Source organism: Pseudofrankia coriaricola, assembly GCF_001854805.1.
GTDB lineage: Bacteria > Actinomycetota > Actinomycetes > Frankiales > Frankiaceae > Pseudofrankia.
In genome coordinates this window covers 1-22,447 of record NZ_MBLO01000243.1, presented here as the reverse complement: position 1 = coordinate 22,447, position 22,447 = coordinate 1, and the positions used below count along the sequence as shown (strand labels likewise).

16 protein-coding genes and 1 pseudogene are annotated in these 22,447 nt (G+C 69.8%); 8 read left to right on the top strand and 9 right to left on the bottom strand.

Going from position 1 to position 22,447, the window contains the following annotated elements; genetic code table 11:
* The first annotated feature begins 103 nt into the window (after positions 1-103).
* Positions 104-1,864 carry a glycoside hydrolase family protein gene (locus BCD48_RS33425; protein ID WP_131804148.1) on the top strand — a complete coding sequence of 587 codons (1,761 nt, stop codon included), beginning with the start codon at positions 104-106 and terminating at the stop codon, positions 1,862-1,864.
* Between the two features lie 102 nt (positions 1,865-1,966).
* Here the strand turns inward: BCD48_RS33425 and BCD48_RS33420 are convergent, their stop codons facing one another.
* The 4 genes from BCD48_RS33420 to BCD48_RS33405 all read right to left on the bottom strand — a co-directional run bounded on the left by BCD48_RS33420 (position 1,967) and on the right by BCD48_RS33405 (position 7,241).
* Positions 1,967-3,127: a sensor histidine kinase gene (locus tag BCD48_RS33420; protein ID WP_071052383.1), complete on the bottom strand. Its 1,161-nt coding sequence runs from the start codon at positions 3,125-3,127 to the stop codon at positions 1,967-1,969.
* Positions 3,124-3,780 carry a response regulator transcription factor gene (locus BCD48_RS33415; RefSeq protein WP_071052382.1) on the bottom strand — a complete coding sequence of 219 codons (657 nt, stop codon included), beginning with the start codon at positions 3,778-3,780 and terminating at the stop codon, positions 3,124-3,126. The genes BCD48_RS33420 and BCD48_RS33415 overlap by 4 nt, the downstream gene beginning before the upstream one ends.
* A complete protein-coding gene (gene uidA, locus BCD48_RS33410; protein ID WP_071052381.1) occupies positions 3,780-5,561 on the bottom strand; it encodes a beta-glucuronidase in 1,782 nt (593 codons plus the stop codon). Before uidA ends, BCD48_RS33415 begins: the two co-directional genes overlap by 1 nt.
* A gap of 354 nt (positions 5,562-5,915) precedes the next feature.
* Positions 5,916-7,241: a lactate racemase domain-containing protein gene (locus BCD48_RS33405; RefSeq protein ID WP_083419586.1), complete on the bottom strand. Its 1,326-nt coding sequence runs from the start codon at positions 7,239-7,241 to the stop codon at positions 5,916-5,918.
* A 136-nt stretch (positions 7,242-7,377) separates the two neighbouring features.
* Here BCD48_RS33405 and uxaC point away from each other — a divergent pair, with 136 nt between their 5' ends.
* The 3 genes from uxaC to BCD48_RS55130 all read left to right on the top strand — a co-directional run bounded on the left by uxaC (position 7,378) and on the right by BCD48_RS55130 (position 10,817).
* On the top strand, positions 7,378-8,796 hold the full coding sequence (gene uxaC / locus BCD48_RS33400) for a glucuronate isomerase (RefSeq protein WP_083419585.1): 1,419 nt from the start codon (positions 7,378-7,380) through the stop codon (positions 8,794-8,796).
* Positions 8,793-10,184 (top strand): mannitol dehydrogenase family protein, encoded by a 1,392-nt coding sequence (locus BCD48_RS33395; RefSeq protein WP_071052379.1) that lies wholly within the window; start codon positions 8,793-8,795, stop codon positions 10,182-10,184. The genes uxaC and BCD48_RS33395 overlap by 4 nt, the downstream gene beginning before the upstream one ends.
* 504 nt (positions 10,185-10,688) lie before the next feature.
* The gene (locus BCD48_RS55130; protein WP_274536609.1) at positions 10,689-10,817 is read left to right on the top strand and encodes a hypothetical protein; all 129 of its coding nucleotides are present in this window, start codon (positions 10,689-10,691) and stop codon (positions 10,815-10,817) included.
* 71 nt (positions 10,818-10,888) lie between these two features.
* On the opposite strand, the gene BCD48_RS33390 is transcribed toward BCD48_RS55130, so the two are convergent.
* The 3 genes from BCD48_RS33390 to BCD48_RS33380 form a co-directional block, all read right to left on the bottom strand.
* Positions 10,889-11,902: a LacI family DNA-binding transcriptional regulator gene (locus BCD48_RS33390; RefSeq protein ID WP_241842192.1), complete on the bottom strand. Its 1,014-nt coding sequence runs from the start codon at positions 11,900-11,902 to the stop codon at positions 10,889-10,891.
* Between the two features lie 79 nt (positions 11,903-11,981).
* Positions 11,982-12,530 carry a Rossmann-fold NAD(P)-binding domain-containing protein gene (locus BCD48_RS33385; protein WP_071052377.1) on the bottom strand — a complete coding sequence of 183 codons (549 nt, stop codon included), beginning with the start codon at positions 12,528-12,530 and terminating at the stop codon, positions 11,982-11,984.
* Positions 12,531-12,646: 116 nt separating this feature from the next.
* A complete protein-coding gene (locus BCD48_RS33380; RefSeq protein WP_071052376.1) occupies positions 12,647-13,114 on the bottom strand; it encodes a helix-turn-helix domain-containing protein in 468 nt (155 codons plus the stop codon).
* A 354-nt stretch (positions 13,115-13,468) separates the two neighbouring features.
* Between BCD48_RS33380 and BCD48_RS33375 the strand changes: the two genes are divergently transcribed.
* Positions 13,469-14,689, top strand: coding sequence for a phytanoyl-CoA dioxygenase family protein (locus tag BCD48_RS33375; protein WP_071052375.1), 1,221 nt, complete (start codon positions 13,469-13,471; stop codon positions 14,687-14,689).
* 21 nt (positions 14,690-14,710) lie between these two features.
* The gene (locus BCD48_RS33370; RefSeq protein ID WP_071052374.1) at positions 14,711-16,474 is read left to right on the top strand and encodes an ABC transporter ATP-binding protein; all 1,764 of its coding nucleotides are present in this window, start codon (positions 14,711-14,713) and stop codon (positions 16,472-16,474) included.
* A 116-nt stretch (positions 16,475-16,590) separates the two neighbouring features.
* Here the strand turns inward: BCD48_RS33370 and BCD48_RS33365 are convergent, their stop codons facing one another.
* On the bottom strand, positions 16,591-18,066 hold the full coding sequence (locus BCD48_RS33365) for a glycoside hydrolase family 43 protein (protein ID WP_071052373.1): 1,476 nt from the start codon (positions 18,064-18,066) through the stop codon (positions 16,591-16,593).
* Between the two features lie 235 nt (positions 18,067-18,301).
* Positions 18,302-19,303, bottom strand: a complete 1,002-nt coding sequence (locus BCD48_RS33360) for a LacI family DNA-binding transcriptional regulator (RefSeq protein WP_071052372.1) — start codon at positions 19,301-19,303, stop codon at positions 18,302-18,304.
* A 227-nt stretch (positions 19,304-19,530) separates the two neighbouring features.
* Between BCD48_RS33360 and BCD48_RS33355 the strand changes: the two genes are divergently transcribed.
* Both BCD48_RS33355 and BCD48_RS33350 read left to right on the top strand, forming a co-directional pair.
* Positions 19,531-22,050, top strand: a complete 2,520-nt coding sequence (locus BCD48_RS33355) for a DUF4982 domain-containing protein (protein WP_071052371.1) — start codon at positions 19,531-19,533, stop codon at positions 22,048-22,050.
* A gap of 47 nt (positions 22,051-22,097) precedes the next feature.
* Positions 22,098-22,447, top strand: a pseudogene (locus BCD48_RS33350) (glycoside hydrolase family 3 N-terminal domain-containing protein); the annotation flags it as partial.

Here is a 22,447-nt window from a genome sequence, read left to right as displayed (position 1 = left end):
AGGAACCCATGACACAGTGCGGCGGGGGTCCCTTCTGTCCTGGGTGCCCGGGCGTAGACCGAGCGTCATTGCTGGGCGCCGGCCGATGGGAATGGATACAAGAATGCAGCATGACAATTCGCCAGCGTTGGCGGAGGAGCCGGATTCTCCGGCCGGCGGGGCGCCGAGGCGGTTCAGCCGGCGCGGCATGGTGGCTGGTGTCTCGCTGGGCGCGGCGGCAACCGCCGCCGGATTTCTGGTGCCACGCGGGTTCGACCAGTCGACGCCTGCGCGCGCGGTGGGGAACGACGCGGAGGACAGGGTGCCGGGCCTGCCCGCGTCGCTGACAAAAGTGGTGGACTCCTGGGCGAGGGAACCGTCGTCGCATCCGCTCATCGGTGACTGGCGGCGGGTCGGCTACCGTCGCGGCGCGGCGGAGCCGCGGAGGCCTGATCACATCGTGGCGGCAAGTTCCGTCGGGATCAGGCCGGGCGGGTCGGAGGATGTGAGTGGGCGGCTCCAGAAGGCGCTGAGCGACCTTGGGGCCGCGGGCGGAGGCGTGTTGAGTCTCGACGCCGGCCGCTATGTCCTGGACAACCCGCTGTTCATGCACGACTCGAACGTCGTGCTCGCCGGAGCGGGCAAGAACCGCACCACGCTTTTCTTCAAGCGGCCTCTTCGGGACACCATCCGGGACACCACCGCCTGGTCCTGGACCGGCGGGCAGATCTTCTTCCTCGCCCGGGAGCGCCTCGCCGCGCTGCGGTCACCTGACCAAAGCCAGGGCCGTGGTGAGGGCTGGCTCTCCGGCCCACGGCTTGCCAACGTCGCGCCCGCCGTCCGCGGCACCCAGGTACTCCTCGTCGACGACACCAGCGCTGTCAAGCCGGGGCAGATGGTGGTACTTGAGGTCGACGATCCGGCCGACAACCAGCTACTCCGTGAGATCGCCGGAGACGTGCCCGGAGCGGCCAGCTATGACTGGGCGAAACGCGCTCCTGGGCTGAACAGAACGACCTGGACCTGGCCGGTCGTCGTGACGGACGTCCTCTCGTCACGGACGGTCCGGATCGAGCAGCCGCTACGGATCTCTATCCGCCAGTCAACCCCGGCGCGTCTGGTGACCCTCGGGCCGACCGTGCATGACAGCGGCGTCGAGGGCCTCACCATCGAGAACGCGCTGCTTACCCAGACCAAACACAACCAGAATCCGGGCTCCAACGGCGTGTGTTTCCAGGCCGTCTATGACTGCTGGGCCAAGGACATCCACGTGCTCAACGCCGACATGGCCTACGGGATGACCTCCGCGAAATCCTGCACCCTCACCGGGATCTCCGCGGGAGGTCGATCACTCCACCACTTCACCATCTCCCGTGTGGCGTCACACGACAACCTCATCCAGGACTTCGTCCTCGAGGACTTCACGATCCCCGCCGTCCCGGGCTCCTACCTGCACGGACTCAGCGTCGAGGCGCTCTCCAGCGGCAACGTCTGGCGACGCGGAACACTGCACACCGGCACCTTCGACTCACACCGGGCGATGTCCTTCGAGAACCTCCGGACCAACATCACGGTTACCAACAAGGACGCGGTTCCGGGTGGCGCGCTGAACGCCGGCCCCTATTTCGGCGCCCGTATGGTGCACTGGGGTGTCACCGTTACCAACAACGAGAACCTCTGCATGGACATCACCGACCAGGCGCCACGGGCGCTGACCGTCGGCATGGATGGACTGACAAAACCCGGTTCCCGTCTCAACGGTGCGGGGATTGATTTCGAAGGCGACCTTCAGTCCGAACGCCTTGAGTTCGGCACCAGACTCCAACGACAAGCACGAGACCTCCTCGACGTCCAACGAGCCGTCCGCCCCACCGCCACCTTCTAGAGGGCCAAAGGGCGTGCGGAAATGATCTTCCTTCGCACGCCCGGCGGCCGTGGTCCCCAGGATCACTGAGGGGAATCCGGCGAGATGCCACCGAGCGCGGCGTCAGCTCACGGCGAGGGGCAGCTCGACGCGGGCGGTCACCTCGCCGGGCCGACGGCTCCACCTGATCGTGCCGCCGTGAGCCTGGAGGACCGCCTGCACGATGGACAGCCCCACTCCCGGCCTACCCGGGACGGACTCCGTGTCGTCGGTCAGGTCAGAAACCGAGTTGGCGACGCACAGTGACGCCGTGCGGCCGTCGTCGCCCGGGGCGACGGTCACGGTGACCCAGCCGTCCGGTCGGTTGTGCCGCGCGCTGTTGTCCAGCAGATTGCGCGCGAGGCTCTCCAGTAGCGCCCGGTCACAGGCGACCTCGGCGGTCCGCAGGTCGACGTCGAGTCGGATCCGGGTGAACGACGGCGTCTCGACGACCCGGCCCAGCACGTTCCCGACGAGCTCGTCCAGCGGGAACGTCGTCTTCTCCAGGTCGTTCAGGTCGGTCCGGGACAGCACGAGCAGCTGCGACACCAGCCGCTGGCTGCGGTCCACGGCCTCCGAGACGGTCCGCAGCCGCCGCTGGACGTCGGCGTCGGCCGTGTCGTCGAGCAGCATCGCGAGTTCGGCCCGCGACGTGGCCAGCGGGGTGCGCAGCTCGTGAGCGACCTGTCCGGCGAAGCGGCGCTGGGCGACGAACGCCAGGGACAGCCGGTCGAGCATCGCGTCGAACGTGTCGGCGAGCTCTTTCACCTCGTCGTCCGGGCCATCGATGGATACCCGGTCACCGAGGTCGGACGCGGATGCCGAGCGGGCCCGGTCGGTCATCTTCCGGATAGGTCGCAGAATGCTCCCCGACAGCATCCAGGCGGTGGCCACCGCGCCGACAAGCACTACCAGCAACCCGACGAACGACCAGCGGCGCGCGTTGCCGAGAGCCTGGTCGAGACGACGTTGTTGCACCTCCCGGGCGACCTCGTCCACGGTCTTGCCGTTCCGCAGCCGCGTATCGTCGAACTTCGTCGAGAACAGCTGTTCGGGATGAGCCTCGATGTAGCTGAGGCCCGTCTCCTGACGGACTCCCATCTCGGCCATCAGCGCGCTGTGGAACGAGTACACCGACGGATACGGTACGTTCCGGAACGCAAAGGTGTTGACCACCAGCGTGAACGACCCGGCGACAACCAGGCTCAAGGCAATCATCAGGGCGATACGAGTGCGGATCTTCATGCCAGGCGGTATCCCACCGCCGGGTTGGTCACGATCATTGGCGGGTCCCCGAGTTTGCGGCGAAGGGTCAGGATCGTGACCCGCACCGCGTTGCTGAACGGGTCCAGCCGTTCGTCCCACACCCGCTCCATCAGCTGCTCCGCACTGAGGCACGCCCCGTCCGCGAGCATCAACGTCTCCAGTACCGCGAACTCGCGGTTCGTCAGCCGCAGGTCGCGACCGCCGCGCTGGGCCGTCCGTCGGGCGGCGTCGAGGGAGACGTCCCGCCACTGCAACACGGGTCCGGCGGCGTGTGGGCTACGCCGGCCGAGCGCCCGAAGCCGGGCGACCAGCTCGCGCATGTCGAACGGCTTCGGAAGATAGTCATCGGCGCCCAGCATCAGCCCTTCGACGCGTTCGGAGACGTCGTCCGAGGCCGTCAGCATCAGGATGCGCGTGGCTGCTCTCTCGCCCACAATCTTTTCGCACACGGTGTCACCATGCACACCGGGAAGATGGCGGTCGAGTACGACGATCTCGTACTCGACGACACCAATCTTGTCGAGCGCCTCCTCGCCGTTGTACGCCACGTCCACGGCAAATCTCTCCCGCCGCAGGCCACGGGCGACCGCGTCGGCGAGCGGCGCGTCGTCCTCGACGACCAGCACGCGCATCAGGCAGCCGGGCGCCAGCGGCGGCGGAGGGCGAAGGCGGCGGACTTGGGCCGGCGGTCGCGGGTGAAGACGCCCTTCTTGTTGCCGTCGACCCGCATGATGCCGGGCTTGGTGGCGAAGTCGGCGAAGTTCCACACGTGTTCGCCGACGACGGCGTCGATCCGGTCGAAGACGCGGTGGTTCATCTCCAGGTACTCGACCTGGTATTCCTCGCTCCATGGTGCCGCGGGCATGGTGTGCAGCCCGGAGACGGTGTCGGCGCCGTACTCGGTGACGATGATGGGCTTGCCATGGGCGGCCCAGGCCTCGAGTTCCGCCTGCCAGTTGGTCTCGGCCCCGGCCAGGTCGCCGGTGTTGAGGTACCAGCCCCAGTAGCGGTTGAGCATGATGACGTCGGTCAAGGGCCTGAGCAGGTCCTTGTCCGGTGTGGCGAGCAGCATGTTCACGAAGCCGACCGGCCGGGTGGGGTCGAGCTTGCGGGTCAGGGCGAACAACGGCTCGAAGTACTCCACCGAGGCTGGTGTGGTCGACTCCGGCTCGTTCGCGACGCACCACAGCACGACGCTGGGATGGTTCTTGTCCCGGGCCACGAGTTCGCGGATTGCCTGGGCGTGGACCTCACGGCTGGCGTCGTTGATGGTCTCGGGTGAGAAGGTCGAGAACGAGCGGCCGCCACCGACGATGCCGCTGGCGATGGCGGTGTTCTGGCCGACCGCGGCGGTCTCGTCGATGACGACGAAGCCGTGCCGGTCGGCGTAGTCCAGAACCTCCTCGGCATAGGGGTAGTGCGAGGTGCGGAAGGAGTTCGCGCCGGTCCATTCCATCAGGGCGAAGTCGTGGACCATGAAGACGTCGTCGTGGCCCTTGCCGCGGACGGGCAGGTCCTCGTGCCGGCCGAACCCGGTGAAGTAGAACGATTCGCCGTTGATCAAAAACTTCGTTTCCCGCACCTCCACGGTGCGTATGCCGACGGGGAGCGCGTAGGCGTCGACCACCTCGGCGCCGTCGATGACCTCCACGAGCAGGTCGTACAGGTAGCCCTCACCGGGTCGCCATGGGTGTACGTCGGCCACGGTGAGGACGCCGGCTGTCCCAGCGGCCCTGGCCACCTCGGTTCCTTCGGCATCCGTCAGGACGGCGCGGACGGCCAGGGCGTCGCCGTCCGTCACGTCGACCCGGTAGTCGACGGTGCCGCCGGCGCCCGCGAGGCCCGTCACGACGGTGACGTCGCTGATGTGGGCCCGCGGGGTGCTGTACAGCCAGACCGGCCGGTGCAGGCCGGCGTAGTTGAAGAAGTCGTGGAAGTAGACCTGTTGCCTGCCGGTGGGGGTGTCCTGGACGACGCCCGGTGGAACCGACTGCCAGGTCAGCTCGTTGCTGACCACCACCGTCACCCGGATCTCGTGGCCTGGCTGTGCCAGTTCGGTGATGTCGGCCTCGAACGGGGTGTAGCCGCCTTCGTGCCGGGCGACCTCGACGTCGTCGACCCAGACGACGGCGCGATGGGTGGCCGCGTCGAACCGCAGCGCCACGCGTTGCCCCGCCCAGCCGCGGGGCACCCGCACCGTCGTCTGATACCAGGCGTCACCGACATGGTCGTGCGTTGCGGCGTCGGCGAACACATCGTTGTAGCTGGCAGGTACCGGAACCTCCCGCGCCTCGGCCAGCCGGCCGCGCCACCAGCCGTCCTCGTGGCCGCGGGTCTCGGGGTCGAGGCGGAACAGCCAGAGTCCCTCGATGCGTCGGCGTTCGCGGGTGGCACTGTCCTGGGGGCGCAGCATTGGTGTCCTTCCGAGATGGAGACTCGGGACGGCTGCGGGTGCCCGGTCCGCGTCGAGGCCGGCACGGCCAGTCCCGGCCCGTCCGGTCACGGCATCTGCGCAGTAGGTCACACGTCCGTATGCCAGGGCAATCGGTTGCCATCAGTTGCCTGGGAGGCGCTCCGTCTCGGGGTGGCGCTGGGAACCGGACGTAGGCGCACAGCGGTCTGGACGAGCGATGGCCGCGTCACCACTGGTCCGCTAGCGCGCTGTCCAGGTGATCCGCCGGGCTGACGCGACGAGGTTCTTGCGTGGCCGGCCATACCGACCGCCGCATGACCAACCGGCCTGGCTCACTTTCAGCGACCGCGCACACTATCGAAGCCGGAAGAGGATCTCGCCTGCGTCGGGGACGACGAACGTTTCGGGGTCCGCCTGGCAGGCGGCGACGTCCACTTGGGCCGGGTCCAGGTAGTCGAGGTTCACCGCGCGGACGATGTCCTCGGGAATGCCGGTGGCCAGGGTCACCCGTACTCGGCATCGTTCTCCGGCGCGCTCGTCGTAGGTGCCGGCACCCCGCAGATGGGTGGAGTGAGCGAGCACGCTGCGGTGTACATGCCGATAGCGGTCCCATTGCTTCATGAAGTAGTCGCGGCAGTGGTAGCCGATATCCAGGATCTCGGGATGCGTGCCGGCGACCTGCGTGATGTGCGGGGCGTAGAGGATGACCTCGCCGCCGTCGGCGACGACGGGCTCGAGTTTGTAGAAGCCCTTGGCGGCGGTCCAGATGTCGTCATACTTCTCGGGCATGACGGACAGCACCCGCCGGACCGGCGCGTCCAGGTAGCTCACGTGGGTCGCGGCGGAGACCTTCGCGGCCGCCGCCCAGGCCGCCCTGGGCTCGCCGAACGCCGCCGCGTGCAGCGCACCGCTGCCGGACCGCGCCACGACGCACAGCGCCAGGGTCTCGGCCGGGATCAGTGCCGCGGCCTCGTCGATGAGCGCGCGGACTGGTGTCGTGCCCGGCCTGCCGATGATGCCGGCGCTGGTGATCAGGGCGCCCAGCCAGTGTGAGAGGTCAATGACCTCCGGGCCGGCGACTCCCGGGAAGAAGTACTTGTTGCCGCCGGAGAAGCCCACGACCTCGTGTGGGAAGACCGGGCCGACCACGAGGGCGACGTCGTGCTCGACGACGGCGCGGTTGAGCCGGACCGCTACGTTCTCGCGTAGCCGACCCTCGGAGATCTCCGCCACCCGCTCCGCGGGGATCGTTCCGAGCGAGACGAACGTCCGGGGATCCCGCCACTCGTGGTTGCGGATTTCCATGCCCGGATAGCGGGCACCAGGGTTCCCTGCCGGGTGGCCGAGGTGCCTGGCGAGCTGGGTCTGGGTCATCGCGGCGTGGGTGCCGAGCGCGACGAGCGTGGTGAGCCGGCTCGCCCGGCCGGTCAGTGCTCCGTGCACGGCCGAGAGCAGCAGCGGCAGCGGGCAGCTGCGGGTCCCGTCCGGGACGATGACGCAGACACTTCGGCCGTCGACGTTGTGCGCGGCAAGCTGCTCATGGATGAATGCGGCGACGTGGTCGTCGGCGAGCAGATTGGTTGGGCCACCGATGATCGTCGCCTGGTCCGCCGTGTCGGCGAACGGACCGGCGACGTGGCCGGCCTCGGCATCCGCGATGGGGATATTGGTCCAGGCCATGCCTTGTACCGTGCGCCCGACCCCGGCCCTGGACAAGGACGTGGTGGCAAGAGATGGCAACACCGGACCGTCACGGTAGAGGCAACAGGTGGCAATCGATTGCCACCTACGTCGGCGCGCACCAACGATGACCGCTATGTCCGCCTCCGTAGTCCTCGCTCGGCACCCCGACCGACTGTTGCCGGCAGAACCGGGTGTCCGCGCTATAGCCCGGCGGCTGTATGACTCCGTGCGCGACCTGCCGATCCTCTCGCCGCACGGCCACGTTGACGCCAGCCTGCTCGCCGACGATTCGCCGTTCCCGGACCCGGCGGCCCTGCTCGTCACGCCGGACCACTACGTGACGCGTCTGCTGCACGCCAGCGGCGTGCCGCTGGACGATCTCGGCGTCGGGCGTGGCCGGCTGCCGGACGAGGAGTCCCGGACGGTCTGGCGCCGGGTCTGCGCGCACTGGCAGGTCTTTCGCGGCACGCCGGTGCGGTACTGGCTCGAGGCGGAACTCGCCGAGGTCTTCGGCGTGGAGGAACGGCCGTCCGCCAAGAATGCGGATGCGATCTACGACCAGATAGCCGCGTGCCTGACCAGGGATACGCACCGCCCGCGCGCGCTGTTCGACCGGTTCGGCATAGAGGTGCTCGCCACGACCGACGACCCGTGCGACGACCTGGCGGCCCACGCGCGGCTCGCCGCCGACCCGACGTTCGCGGGCCGGGTCCTGCCCGCGTTCCGCCCGGACCGTTACCTGGAGGCGGCCCGGTGCGGGTGGGCGGCGGCCGTGGCCCGCCTTGGCGAGGTGGCCGGCGTGGACACCGGCAGCTATGGCGGCTGGGTATGGGCCATGGAACGGCGACGGGCCTACTTCATCGAGCACGGGGCGACGTCGACCGACCACAGCCACGACGACGTCGGCACCGAGCCGCTGGCGGCGGCCGAGGCCGAACGCCTCTACCGGGCGGCGCTGACCGGGGACGTCACGCAGGCGGAGGGCGTGGCCCTGCGCCGGCACATGCTTTTGGAGATGGCGCGGATGTCATGCGACGACGGGCTGGTGATGATGCTGCACCCGGCGGTGCGCCGCGGCCACCACGGGCCGACCCTCGCCGTCCACGGCCCGGATACCGGACACGACATCCCGGTCCGTGTCGAGTTCACTGACGCGCTGCGGCCACTGCTGGACCGATTCGGTACCCACACGAACCTGCGCCTGGTGCTGTTCACCCTCGACGAGACGACGTACTCGCGGGAGCTCGCCCCGCTGGCCGGCTTCTACCCGTCGGTCTACCTCGGCGCCCCGTGGTGGTTTTTGGACGCGCCCGACGCGGTCCTGCGTTTCCGCGCCGCCGTCACCGAGACCGCCGGGTTCACGCGCACCGCGGGCTTCATCGACGACGCCCGCGGCTTCTGCTCGATCCCCGTCCGCCACGACATGTCCCGCCGCCTCGACAGCGGCTTTTTGGCCCGGCTGGTGGCCGAGCACCGGCTCGACGAGGACGAGGCGTTCGAAATCGTGGCCGACCTGGTGGCGAGCCGGCCGCGGGAGGTGTTCCGGCTGTGAGCCCGGCTGGACGGCTGCGCAGGCGGGACCCGGCGGCGCCTGTCCGGCTCGTGCACCTGGGGCTCGGCGGCTTCTTCCGCGCCCACCAGGCCTGGTACACCGACCAGGCGAGCGACGCGGACGACTGGGGCATCGCCGCGTTCACCGGTCGGCGCCCGGACCTCGCCGAGGCGCTCGCCGCCCAGGACGGCCTCTACACCGTGGTCACCCGCGGTGTCGGCAGCGACGATTTCGCGGTCGTCCGTTCGGTCTCGAGGGCCCACGCCGGCTCCGACCACGAGGCGTGGCTCGGCCACCTCGGCTGTCCGGACGTGCGGGTCGTCACCCTGACCATCACCGAGGCCGGCTACCTGCGCGGCGCGGGCGGCGGGCTCGACACGGCCGACCCACGTGTCGCCGCCGACATCGCGGCGCTGCGCGCCGACCCCCGCGCCCCGGTCGTCACGGCGCCCGCCCGACTCGTGGCCGGCCTGCTGGCGCGACGATCCCGGGACGCCGGGCCTCTGACCCTCGTGCCCTGTGACAATCTGCCACGTGCCGGATCCGTGCTGGCCGCGGTGCTGCGGGAGCTGGCCGCCGCCGTCGACATGGACCTGCCCGGGTGGATGGACGGGCAGGTCCACGTGGCGTCGACGGTGGTCGACCGGATCACTCCCCGGCCGACCGACGCCGACCGGCGGGCTGTGCTCGCCGCCACCGGGGTCGACGACCACGCGCCGGTGGTGACGGAGCCGTTCACGGAGTGGGTGCTGGCCGGGGAGTTCCCCGGCGGGCGGCCTGCCTGGGAGAGCGCCGGAGCGGTGTTCACCGACGACGTCGCCCCGTTCGAGGACCGCAAGCTCTGGCTGCTCAACGGAGCCCACTCGCTGCTCGCCTACGCGGCCCCGGCCCGGGGGCACACCACTGTCGCCGAGGCCGTGGCCGACCCGGTCTGCCGTGGGTGGCTGGGGGAGTGGTGGGACACCTGCGTTCCCCACCTGGCGCTGCCGGCGGCGGCCGTGGCGGCATACCGGGAGGCGCTGCTACAACGGTTCGCCAACCCGCGGATCCGCCACGAGCTGGCGCAGATCGCCGCCGACGGCTCGCAGAAGCTGCCCGCCCGCCTGCTACCCGTGCTACGCCGCGAGCGCGAGCGCGGCCGGCTGCCCGCCCCCGCCGTCACCGCGCTCGCCGCCTGGGTGACGCACCTGCGCGGATCGGGCCCCCCAGTGACGGACGTTCGCGCCGCCCAGCTCCTGCCCTTGGCCGCCGCCGGCGGCCTCGCCGACGCGGTGCCGAGGGTGCTCGCGGCCCTCGACCCGGCCCTGTCAGACGATGCCGATCTGGTCGGCGCTGTCCGCGCCCAGACCCGCTCGATGCTCGCTGGCGGCGTGTCACCGGCTTCGTGAACGGGCCAGGTTCACGACGCCGGCCACGTGCCCGGCGGCCTCCTGTCCTTGACGGCTGACCGGGGATCTCGGGTGCCTGCGGCTCGAGCCGGCATCGGTGCCCGCGCTCTGAGGCCCGGCAGCGCTAGGCGACATGTTCGGCGAAGCGCCGGGCGACCAGGCTCACTGTCTCGCGGATCGCCAGGACCGACCGCAGCAGGTGCTGCCGATACCCCATTCTGCCGGTCACGCCGTTCATCACGACACCAATACGCTGCGTGGCCATTCACCCCCAAGGGAAAGCGCTTTCCAAGAAATAGACGCCCGGGGGGCGCATGGCAACGTGTTCTGGGCCGCCTCCAATCGACCGAGTCGTCCGATCTTGCTGCTGTGACTATGCTTTGGGAAGCGCTTGCCAAGTGAGGTGCCCTGTGACGTCGTCCGCGGCCGGAGTGGGCCCGTGCTCCGTGACGTACCGTGCCCTGCCGGTGGGCCAGGTCGTGGAGCTCGCCGCCCAGGCGGGTCTTGGCGTCGTGGAGTGGGGAGCCGACAGGCACGCCCCGCCCCGGCGACCTGCCCGCGCTGCGTGCGGTGCGAGCGACGACCGAGGCCGGCGGACTGACCGCCCGCACGCTGCGCTCCTGGCTGTGCTGACCGCTCCCGCCGGCGTCCTATCCTGCCGGCCCCTCGCTGTCCTGGCCGTCCTCGTCGTCGGACGAGGGCCCTCAGCGCCCGGGAGTGCTGGCGCGCACCACGACCTCACCACGGACCCGCCGGATACGCGGGGACCCACCGGGCTCGGCGGTGACCACCAGGTCCATCGCGAGCGCGCCCATCCGCTCCAGCGGCAGGCGGACGGTGGTGAGACCCGGCGTGATGTCGCGCAGGGTGCTGATGTCGTCGAACCCGGCGACCGCCAGGTCGCCCGGGAGCTCGATGCCATGGTCCCGGCAGGCCGCCATCGCGCCCACCGCCATCACGTCGTTGACCGCGAACACGCACTGCGGCCGCAGGTCCCGGGCGATCAGCTCGGTCATCGCCGCGTACCCGCCGTCGCGGGTGAACGGCCCGGTCACCACCGCGGCCGGAGAAAGGTCGCCCCCGGCGCGGGCGATGCCGTCTTTGAAGCCCTGCAGCCGGTCGCGGGCGGTGAGCAGGTCCGTGGGGCCGGCCAGCGCCGCGAACCGGCGATACCCCAACGCGGTGAGCTCCTGGCCGAGCTGCCGGGCGCCGGCGCGGTTCTCCACGACCACGGTGTCGATCGGCAAGGCCCGCTGGCTCACCGCGACGACGTGCCCGCCGGTCTCGGTGAACGTCTCGACCTCGCGCCGCAGCGCCTCCGTGACGTCCCGGTCGCGGGTCCGGCTGCCGACGAGGATCATCGCCCGGCCGCGCTGCCCGCGCAGCAGGGTGAGGTGCTCGGCCTCGGTGCCGTAGCGGCGTTGCGTGCTCACCAGGGTGACGAGCAGGCGGTGCTCCTCGGCCGCCTGCATCACCCCGGCGGCGATCGACGAGAAGTACGGGTCGGCGATGTCGTGTACCAGCAGGCCGACCACTTCGCTGCGCCCGCGCGCCATCGCCTGTGCCTGGGCGTTGGCCGCGTAGTTCAGCTTCCGCGCCGCCTCGGCGACCCGCAGCCGCAGATCCTCGCGCACCCGCCGGCTGCTGCCGTTCAGCGCGCGCGACGCGGTGGCCAGCGACACGCCCGCCTCGGCGGCGACATCGGCCAGTGTGACCACGCCAGCACGCTCTCCGTTCGGCGGCCTCATGTCGGGTGGGTGCCCGTCACCGGGTGCTCGCGTCGGAATGTACGTCAGGCTATCCGCGCGAGGTCGTCGCGCCGCACCGGATGCGCGAGCGGGAGGCCCGCGGCCAACCGCGCGGCCTCCCGCGCGACGGTCTGGCCGAGCCGGGCGAGCTCGTTGCCGGCCGAGCCCGAGATGTGTGGGGTGCGGAGCTGCCCTCGCGGTAGCTGTCGCGCAGCCCGAACGCGTTCTTGCCGGTGAGCAGGATCGCCGCCACGGTGTACTCCGCGACCGGCAGCGCGTTGGCCGCCACCGCGCTCGACACTTCCACGCCGCGTTCCCAGCAGGCGTCGCTCACCAGGCTGCGCACGCTCCCGGCGGCGTGCAGCACCGCGCGCAGCCGCGGGGCTCTCGCGAGCACCGTCTCGTCGAGCCTTGGGCAGCCCCAGCCGGTGACCAGGACCTCCGCCTCCGCCAGAAGGGGCGCCACCGCTGGGTCGGCGAGATTCATCGTCGCCAGCGCCGGGTCGATGCGCACGGCCTCCCGCAGCTGACGCAGGACCGGCGGCGGGAACAGGCCTGGCAGGAATGAAGGTGCGAGCGCGAACAGCGCGTCGGGCATGGTGCTCCCTTGGCTCCGGCGGCGAGGGTGGGCGTCACGCTAACCAGAGCTCTTCCCTTGGTCAACCCTTTCGGGAAAGCGCTTACCGGTCTACAGTTGACCCGCGCCGACGAGCATCAGGGTTCCGCCTGCCCATGCGAGGCGGCCGAGGCGCCGTCGTGATCGTCTCTCCGGAGCAGGTCCGCCACGGCATCCAGCGCGTCCTTGACGCGCTGGACCTCGGACGGGTCGCTGGTGCCGATCGCCGTGATGATGGCCTGGTCGATCTTTGCGACGGGACGATGCCGCGCTCGGTCCCTCGCGTCGGCCGTGGGCTGGACCAGGGTCCTGCGCCGGTCCTCGGGGTCGCTGATCGTCTCGACGACACCGGCCTCGCGTAGCCGCGCCACGCACGCCGAGATCTGGCTCTGAGGGAACTGGACGCGGGCGGTGATCTCCGAGATGGAGCTGCCAGGGTTCTCGAAGACGTCGAACACGACTGCCCGGGTGGGGCCGGACAGGCGCAGGATGCCGACCTCCGGGATCGACTGCTCGCCGAGCTTCATCAGCCTGCGACCCAACTGAAACAGCTCGAATCCATCCATGGCATCCTTACATCAGGGATGATACATCTATGTTGATGGAACTCCGGTCCTGGCTCAGTGTGCCAGGCGCGCAGGCCGGGCCCCGCCTGTCAGCCGGACCCGAACGCCGAGGGGAGACCGCGTGCTGATCCGTTTGTCTGGGCCGTATGCGCGCCCGCGCGGACGCGATGTTGACCTCGTGGCCGCCTCCGGATCGTCCCGTGCTCTGGTGCGCTCCATCTTCCCGACCTGAGCGCGGACGTGATCGACAGGGGCGTCCTGACGGGCGACACCGGCCACGCCTGGCGGGGGACGCCTCGGATGGTGACGATTCGGTAATTCTTGATCCCCGAGAACAGTGGGAGTGGGAGACGTATGCCAATAGCTCTGGATCGCCGTACCCGGTTCGACGCCGACGTGCGCAAGATGGGGATGGAGGACTTTCTCGCGAGCGAGTTCCCCGACCTCGCCGCGCGTAACGGTGCTCTTGTGGTGCAAGGGATCGAGGCATTCGACGCGCCGCCGCTCGCTGTCGAGGTCGGCGACCGGTCCTGGTCGTTTTCGGGCGCCGGCGGCGGCCTGGCCGTGTCTCCGGGTATCGCCGACGGCGCGCTCGTAGTGACGTTCGACGAGGACGCGTTCTCCGACTGGGTGCAGAACCAGCGTTCGTTCAATGCCATGATCGTCGCGCGTGAGCTGCGTTATCGTGGCGGCAGCGAGCGGGACGTGTCGGTCTGGGACTCGCTGTGGCTGGCATTGCTCGAGGGCTGGCCGCTCGTCGACGACGGGATCGAGTTCCTTGACCGTCATGGCGCGTCACTGGACCTCGGCCGTGTCTTCACCCCGGATGACGACCCGGCGGACGTCGCGCACTTCCTGCGCGAGGCCGGTTTTCTCCATCTGCGAGGCTGGGTGGACCCGACCGACATGCAGCTGGTCTCGGACGATATGGACCGGGCGCTCCCCGACTACCACGAGGGTGACGGCCGGTCCTGGTGGGCGACTGTGGCCGACGGAACCCGTCTGTGCGTCCGGCTGCAGGAGTTCGTCGGCAGGTCCCCGACGACCGCGTCGATTCTGCGCAGCGACCGCTGGGACCAGCTGCGTCGTACACTGGCCGGGAGCGACGATCTCGTCCAGAAGCAGGGCGACAGCCGTGCACTGGAAGCGCTCATCAAGCCCCGAGATGTCGTGGCCGGCGCGTCGGACGTGAGCTTCCACCGCGACTGCCACTTCGGCCGGCACGCCTACCAGTGCTCCGGCACGGTCGTGGGCATCGCCGTCACCGCCAGCAGCGAGGCGAACGGGCAGCTACGCGTCATCGCCGGTTCGCACCGGGTGCTGATGCCGGTGGAGATCGCCAAAACCCGGCCCTACCTGCCCGTCGTCGCCGTCCCGACCGATCCGGGCGATGTCACGGTGCACCTGAGCTGCACGTTGCACGAGTCGACGCCGCCGCTCGTCCAGGAACGCCGCGTCATGTACACGGGGTTCTCGCTCGTTCGGCGCGAGACGGACGCCGAGGGCGCCCGGGCCCTCTCCGAGCTGCGTGAACGGGTATCCCGGATTCTTCTCGAACAAGGTGGCCGGCCGTGACAGGGCACCGCGAACACCTCAATGGAACCTGACCGCCGCGCGCGGGAACCGCACGCGCTGCGCACATTGTTCGAGCACGCCGGTGACGGCGGGCGGCTCCTCGTCGGCGGCTACCTGCTCATTCTCGTCGACGCCGTCGCGCAGAGTCTCACCCCTGCCGTGTTCCGGGTCGTGCTCAACCGCATCCAACGTGATCCGCACCAGTTCGTCCGCGCGGGTTGGCAGGGACCCGTGTTGGGCGCGATCGCCATAGCCACGACTTTCCTCGTCGCGGCCTACCTCGCGCATACCTGGACCCGCCGCGGAGCCGCGCGGTGGGCCAACAACCTGCGGCGCGCCTTGTACGAGCATGTGCAGCGACTGTCGATGGACTTCTTCCACCGCTCGCGCGTCGGCGACGTCGCCGCCCTGATCAACCAGGACACCGAGCGCCTGGAGCTGGCGGTCTGGCAGGGCCTGGTGTTGTGGTGGGCGGCGGCGCTGCTGGTCATCTCGGTGGGGCTCATCGCGTGGGTCGACCTGTGGATGGCGCTGCTCGCGCTCGGGTTGCTCGCTGTGGCCGTCGTGTGGACGCTGCTGGTCCTTCCGCGGCTTCGCCGCCACAGCCGCGACATCAGAGACGAGCTGGGCAGGACGTCCGGGACACTCGCCGAAATGCTCGGCGTGAACGCGCTTCTCAAGGCGTTCAACGCCGAGGACGACGCCCTGGACCAGGTCCGCGGCGGAACCGAACGAATTCGTATCGGCTCGGAGATCTTCGCACGGCTCCAGCACCGTTACGCCGACCCCCTCGGCTTCCACCTCTCGTTCGTCGCACCCTTCCTGCTCCTGTTCATCGGTGCCTGGCGCACGGCGACAGGCACGCTCGAGATCGGTGACGTGGTCGCCATCTGGGGCTTCTGGCTGCGCGGGTCGAACGCGCTCACGCAGGTCATGACCACCCTGCCGGAGGTCATCGCCGGCCTGACCGCGAGCGAACGCACAGCAGAGCTGCTTCACGAACGGCCCGCGGTGGCTGACCGCCCCCACGCACCTGCCCTGGCCATCACCCGCGGCGGCGTCGCCTTCGAACAGGTCTCGTTCGCTTACCCGGGAAGGGAGTCACGCCTGGTCCTCGACCAGTTCGACCTGACCATCGAACCCGGTCAGGCAACAGCGCTCGTCGGCCCGTCCGGCGCGGGGAAGTCCACCGTCGCCCAGCTGCTGCTTAGGTTCTTCGACCCGACCGGCGGCCGCGTGACGATCGACGGTCATGATCTCCGCGAGGTCACCCAGGCCTCGGTGCGCGCCGCCGTGGGTGTCGTCTTCCAGGACTCCGTCCTGCTCAGCGGCTCGCTGGCACGCAACCTTCGAATGGCCAAGCCGACGGCCACCGACGAGGAGATCATTTCGGCGCTGGAGGCGGCGAACGCCTGGGAGTTCGTAAGAATGTGGGACAGCGGAATCCATGCCGAGCTCGGCGAACGCGGCGTCACGCTCTCCGGCGGCCAGCGACAACGCCTCGCCATCGCGAGGGTGATGCTGAAGGACCCGGCGATCGTCGTCCTGGACGAGGCGACGAGCGCACTCGACGCCACCAGTGAGCGTCTCGTGCTCGGCGCCCTCGACCGGCTCCTCGCCAACCGGACGTCACTCGTCATCGCCCATCGCATCGCCACCATCCACAAGGCCGACCAGATCGTGGTTGTCGAACGGGGACGAGTCGGCGACATCGGCACCCATACTTCGCTGCTTCGTTCGTCGTCGACGTACCGCTCCTACTGCCGCGAGCAGGCAGTCGCGTGACATAGAGCAGGAGATGAGGTCCTGCGGGGCGGCCGGCGGCGATGAGGGCGAGGCCCCCACCTGGCCGCCTCCGCTCCGCGGCCCGCCTCCGACGGTTCCAGCCGCGGTTGACCGGCTCAGGGCGTGCCCGGTTCCAGGGTGAGGTATTCGAATCGCGCCAGTACGGCGTCGGTGCCGATCGCTTCGACCCCGATGACGCGTCCGGTGAAACCGCCGGCGACCTCTGTCGAGAGGTAGCGTCCGTCGACCCTGGCGAGTGGTCGGAATTCGCCGCCGGTGATGTGGCCGAGCTCGAGCTGGTCGGGGCCGGCGCGGAAGGTGGCGGCGTCGGCGTGCGCTACGGCGCGAACGGCCAGTGCGTCGTCCGCGCTGATCCCGGCGGTGGTGGCGAGGGTCTGGTCGAGCGGGCCGAGCACCATTCTGGCGGTGAGTACGTCCCCGCGCCGTTCGACGGCGGCCCAGTGCGCGTCGTCGATCCGGACGGTCAGGCAGACGTCACCCTCGGGGAGAGTCGCGGTGGCCTGCCAGTGCGGGTCCTGGGCGCGCACGGCCAGCAGATGCTTCGCTTCGCCCACGTCGGGTGCCCGGCCCGCGGCGAGGGTGATGCCGCCGCCGGGTCGGTGGCGGGTGAAGGTCTGAGGGTCGGTCCCGGGGGAGATCCAGCGGGGGTGCAGCGTCGGCGTGAGGAACTCGTCGGCGAAGGAGTTGGCCCGGACCGGCACCGTGAACCGGTCCTCCGCCACCACTGGCCAGCCGTCGGCCCAGGTGATGCCGGTCAGGAACGATTCACGACCGTTGACGTGGAACTTGGGGAACGTGCCGCGTGGGCATACCCCGAGGTGCACCATCGCCCATTCGCCGTCGGGAAGCTCGACGAGGTCCGCGTGGCCGGTGCTCTGGACCGGGTGCTCGGTGCCGCTGTGGGTGAGGATCGGGTTGGCGGGGTTGCCGGTGAAGGGGCCGGTGATGGAGCGCGAGCGCGCGATCGACACGGCGTGGCCGCGGTCGGTGCCGCCTTCGGCGATGACGAGGTACCACCAGCCGTCCCGGCGGAACAGGTGCGGGCCTTCGGGGTGCGCGAGCCCAGTCCCGCTCCATAGGCCGTGGGGCTCGGAGAGCAGCTTCCCGCTCTCGGGGTCGACGGCGGCCTGCATGATCTTGCCGGGGAAGCACCACGTCAGGTAGCAGGTGCCGTCCTCGTCCCAGGCCAGGTCGGGGTCGATCCCGACCGTCGCGCCGCCGGTGTGGACCGGGTCGGTCCAGGCGCCGGCCGGGTCGGTTGTCTGGACGATGAGGTGGCCCCTGCGGACGTCGGTGAAGTTCGTCGTGACGAGCCAGAATCTGCCGTCGTGGTGGCGCAGGGTCGGCGCGAAGATCCCGGTGCTGGCGGAGGCGAGGCCCGGGGCCACGTTCAGCTGGGCGGGGCGGTCGAGCACGTTGCCGAGCTGTTCCCAGCCGATGAGGTCCGTGCTGTGGAAGATCGGTACCCCGGGGAAGTACTCGAAGCTCGAGGTCACGAGGTAGTAATCCGCGCCGACCCGGCAGATCGACGGGTCCGGGTGGAAGCCGGGCAGGATCGGATTGACGTTCATGGCACCTCAGGCTAGCGCGCGCTAGTTCCTCGATGGTCGGTCGACCGGGGACGACTGCCACGGCTGTCGGCTCGCGCTCCGGCCGTGCCGTCGTAGGTCGTGACCGGATTGGCGGAGACCTTGCGACTACCCGAGGCCGCGCGGATGGCGAGACTCGGTCGTGTCGCGCAGCTTGGCGGCAAGCGTGGTGCGGATCCGCGTGCTGTCAGGATGCCCGACTTCGCCCGTCGGCGGTTTAGGTGGTCTCACGTCGCACGACGGTGAGATTCGGCAAGGTAAGCGAGGCGGGCAGTGGGCGACGGTCGACCCGGTGCAGCACGAAGTCGGCGAAGCCGCGTCCCAGGGCGGCGGTGTCGATCCGGATGGTGGACAGCGCGGGTACGAACATCGTCGCGATCGGGGAGTCGTCGTGGCCGATGACCGCGATGTCCGCGGGCATTCGCAGGCCGGCGCGGACCGCCGCGCTGGCTATCGCGGCGGCGACGTCGTCGTTGAAGGCGACCACGCCGGTGATGCCGGCGTCGATCCATCGGCGGACCGCGTCGTCAGGGGAGTCATCGCGGTAGTTGATGCGCTCCAGGCCGAGTGCCGCCAAACCCTGAAAGCGCGCTCGGTCGGATGCGGCTTGGTGTCGAGCGAGGACCATTGAGGATGTTCGGGCCTCGACGAAGGCAGCAAAGATCAGATTGCGGTGGCCGCGTTCGTGAAGGTGGTCGACCTGGAGTTCCGGCCCGGCGCTGATCGCGAGTGAGACATCAGGAGGGTCCGGGCGGTCGGGATCTGGATAGATCTGCCGGACTCCGCACGCGAGCATGGACGCGACGTCGGGTGAGTTGAACGGGATGGTACCAACCACAAGATCAGGGCTGAGAGACTCCCAGAGTGGCCGGGCTGCCTGGTCGGGGTGGCGGGTGTAGGTCACCAGTGAGTAGCCGGCCTTGTCCAGCGCGAGGGAGACCTCGTCCAGGTAGTCCTGCATCCGGAACTCCACCGGCCAGTCGGGCAGGACGAGCAGGATGATGCGGCTGCGTCCGCTGGCGAGGGCGCGTGCGGCGCTGTTGGGTCGGTAGCCGAGGCGTTCGGCGGCCTGTAGCACCCGTTTGCGGGTGCTCTCCGGGATCGTCTGGCCCGGGGTGTTGTTCAGGACGAACCCGACGGTCGCCCGCGAGACGCCCGCTTCGCGGGCGACGTCCAGGGCGGTCACCCGCCGACTGGTGGTCGGCTCTGGCACGGCCACCGCCCGCCCTCCCGTCACGTTGGTCCGAAACACGTTGGACTTGTGCGCGCTAGTCGCCGATGCTAGCTTACATCCCACATCACTAGCACCCGCTAGTGATGTTGGGCACGAGGTGTGTCGTCCGGCCAGGTTCGCCGCCTCATGCCCTTGCCCGCCGTAGGGCCGACCTGCCTTCGGCTGTCACCTCTCGTGGCAGCCAAGCCTGGCACACGACCGGGAGAGCTGGATTGATCCGTAGATCGTTCAACGACGGCTGGTCGTACCGCCGCAAGCCCGACGCGTTCCAGGCGCTGCTCGGCCGGGCGAATGACGGGTGGGAGGCGGTCCGGCTGCCGCACGACGCGATGGTGTGCCGTGAGCGGGACGGTTCGGATGCTGAGGCGGGTCACCGCGGCTACTTCCCGGCGGATGGCTATGAGTACACGAAGACGTTCTTTGTGCCGGTGGAGTACCGGGCGCGGCGGGTCACGCTGGAGTTCGAGGGCGTCTACCGCCATGCCCGGGTCTACCTCAACGGCGACCTGGCGGGGCAGTGCGCCAGTGGCTACTCCACCTTCCGCGTCCGCGCCGACCATCTGCTGCGGTACGGGGCGGACAACGAGGTGCGGGTGGAGGCGCGCAGCCAGGACGACAGCCGGTGGTACAGCGGCGGCGGCATCTACCGCGACACGAGCATCATCGTCGCCGACCTACTGCACCTGGCGCTCGACGGCGTGCGCGTCACGACCCCGGTCGTCGACGACGACCTGGCCATCGTGGTGGTGGCAACCGAGATCCAGAACGAGTCGGCTGTGACGCGGACGGTCGAGGTGGCCAGTGAGATCGTGGACGCCGATGGCGAGGTCGTCGCCAGGGACGTCGCGCCGGTCACCGTGTTTCCCGGGGACGAAGCCGTCCTGCGCCAGCGGCTGACCGTGGTCGGGCCTCGATTGTGGGGTGTGGAGCATCCCTACCTCTACACGTGCAGGACGACCGTCACCGCCGGCTCTGATCGTCTCGACGAACAGGCGACGCCTTTCGGCATCCGCTCGCTGACGGTCGATGCCCGCCGGGGCCTGCGGATCAACGGTGAACCGGTGAAGCTGCGCGGCGCCTGCATTCACCACGACAACGGCGTGCTCGGCGCGGCCACCATTGACCGGGCCGAGTGGCGTCGGGTGGAGATCCTCAAGCAGGCCGGCTTCAACGCGATCCGCAGCGCTCACAACCCGGTCAGCAGGGCGTTGCTCGACGCGTGCGATCAGCTCGGCATGCTCGTGATGGACGAGCTGAGTGATGTCTGGACCCGGTCGAAGTCCGCGCACGACTACGCCGACGACTTCGCCGGCCAGTGGGAGTCGGACGTGCGCGCGATGGTGACGAAGGACGTCAACCACCCCTGTGTCGTCTTCTACTGCATCGGCAACGAGATTCCAGAGGTGGGCACAGCGCCCGGGGCGGTGCTCGGTCGCCGGCTCGCCGAGAAGGTCCGTGAGCTCGACGGCACCCGGTTCGTCACGAACGCCGTCAATGGCCTGCTGGCCGCCGGGCCGGACCTGTTCTCGGTCATGGCCGGCGGCGGAACTGGGTCCGCGGAGAAGCCCAGTGCGGACGCCGCTTCAACGGGCGACACGACCGGCGACGTCAACGACCTGATGACTCGCTTTCGTGAGTTCATGCCGACGTTGATGACCTCCGAGATCGTCACCACGCGGACCGCGGAGTCCATGGCGTACCTGGATGTCGCTGGCTACAACTATCTCGACTCCAGGTATCAGCTGGACCGGACGCTGTTTCCCAACCGGGTGATCGTCGGTACCGAGACGTATCCGTCGGACATCGATCGCAACTGGCGGCTCGTCCAGGACAACAGCCACGTCATCGGGGACTTCACCTGGACCGGCTGGGACTACCTCGGCGAGCCGGGGATCGGCCGGGTCGAGTACCAGAGCGACCCTGAGGCGTCGGCCGGCGCGATGCTGGGTCATCAGGGCCCCTATCCGTGGTTGGCGGCGTGGTGCGGTGACATCGACATCACCGGTCATCGTCGTCCGGCCTCCTACTACCGGGAGATCGTCTTCGGGCTGCGGGCCGAGCCCTTCATCGCCGTCCACCGCCCCGAGCGGTATGGCGAGCCGGTCCGGCTGGCGACGTGGTGGTCGTGGAGTGACTCCCTCGCCAGCTGGAGCTGGGACGGCCGGGAGGACAAGCCGGTCCGGGTCGACGTCTACTCGGCCGCGGACGAGGTCGAGCTGCTGGTCAACGGCCGTTCGGTCGGCAGGGCGCCGGCGGGGGAGAAGAACCGGTTCATCGCCGCGTTCGACACTGTCTACGAGCCCGGTGAGCTGACCGCCGTCGCCTACGCCGACGGGCACGAGACCGGCCGGATGTCCCTGCGGTCGGCAACCGGTGACGTCCGGCTGGACGTGACGGTCGACCGGGCCCGGATCACGGCTGATGACCGCGACCTGGCGTTCGTGGCCGTCAGCCTGGTCGATGCCGAAGGCAACCTTTACAACACGGCCGACCGCCGGGTGGTCGTGGAGGTTGCCGGGCCGGGGGTGCTGGCGGGTTTCGGCAGCGCGGACCCGCGGTCGGAGGAGAACTTCTTCGACACAATCCGGACGACCTTCGACGGGCGGGCGCTCGCTGTCATCCGCCCGACCGCGCCCGGCGCGATCACCGTGACCGTGACGGCCGATGGCTGTCCACCCGTCGCCGCCCGCCTCGAGGCGGTGCCGGCGAGCCGGGCGGAGGAACCGCGATGACGGACACGCTCTCTGGACGGCCGGGCGAACTCGGCAAGGAGTCACGCATGAGCCGGGACGCCACCTCGAGTCCAGCGGATCGGGCGACCGAGCTCCTGCGGACGATGACCGTCGAGGAGAAGGCGCAGCAGGTCACCTCGACGATGCCGACCGGGCTTCTCGGCGTCGACGGCTTGCTCCAGGACGCGGCGGAGCGCGCCCTGGGGCTGGGGATCGGTCACGTCGCGGCGCTCGGAATGCTGGGCCACAAGACGCCCGACCAGGTGGCGAAGGCCGTCAACGAGATCCAGCGGTTCCTGGTCACCCGTACCCGGCTCGGCATTCCGGCGATCTTCCACGTGGAGGCGCTGAACGGGGTGGTGTCACCCGGGTTCACGTCGTTCCCGACGGCGATCGG

Bases quoted from the DNA above. Each gene is read 5' to 3' on its own strand.
- BCD48_RS33425 (WP_131804148.1), top strand. From the start codon at position 104: ATGCAGCATGACAATTCGCCAGCGTTGGCGGAGGAGCCGGATTCTCCG.
- BCD48_RS33420 (WP_071052383.1), bottom strand. From the start codon at position 3,127: ATGAAGATCCGCACTCGTATCGCCCTGATGATTGCCTTGAGCCTGGTT.
- BCD48_RS33415 (WP_071052382.1), bottom strand. From the start codon at position 3,780: ATGCGCGTGCTGGTCGTCGAGGACGACGCGCCGCTCGCCGACGCGGTC.
- uidA (WP_071052381.1), bottom strand. From the start codon at position 5,561: ATGCTGCGCCCCCAGGACAGTGCCACCCGCGAACGCCGACGCATCGAG.
- BCD48_RS33405 (WP_083419586.1), bottom strand. From the start codon at position 7,241: ATGGCCTGGACCAATATCCCCATCGCGGATGCCGAGGCCGGCCACGTC.
- uxaC (WP_083419585.1), top strand. From the start codon at position 7,378: ATGTCCGCCTCCGTAGTCCTCGCTCGGCACCCCGACCGACTGTTGCCG.
- BCD48_RS33385 (WP_071052377.1), bottom strand. From the start codon at position 12,530: ATGCCCGACGCGCTGTTCGCGCTCGCACCTTCATTCCTGCCAGGCCTG.
- BCD48_RS33380 (WP_071052376.1), bottom strand. From the start codon at position 13,114: ATGGATGGATTCGAGCTGTTTCAGTTGGGTCGCAGGCTGATGAAGCTC.
- BCD48_RS33375 (WP_071052375.1), top strand. From the start codon at position 13,469: ATGCCAATAGCTCTGGATCGCCGTACCCGGTTCGACGCCGACGTGCGC.
- BCD48_RS33370 (WP_071052374.1), top strand. From the start codon at position 14,711: ATGGAACCTGACCGCCGCGCGCGGGAACCGCACGCGCTGCGCACATTG.
- BCD48_RS33365 (WP_071052373.1), bottom strand. From the start codon at position 18,066: ATGAACGTCAATCCGATCCTGCCCGGCTTCCACCCGGACCCGTCGATC.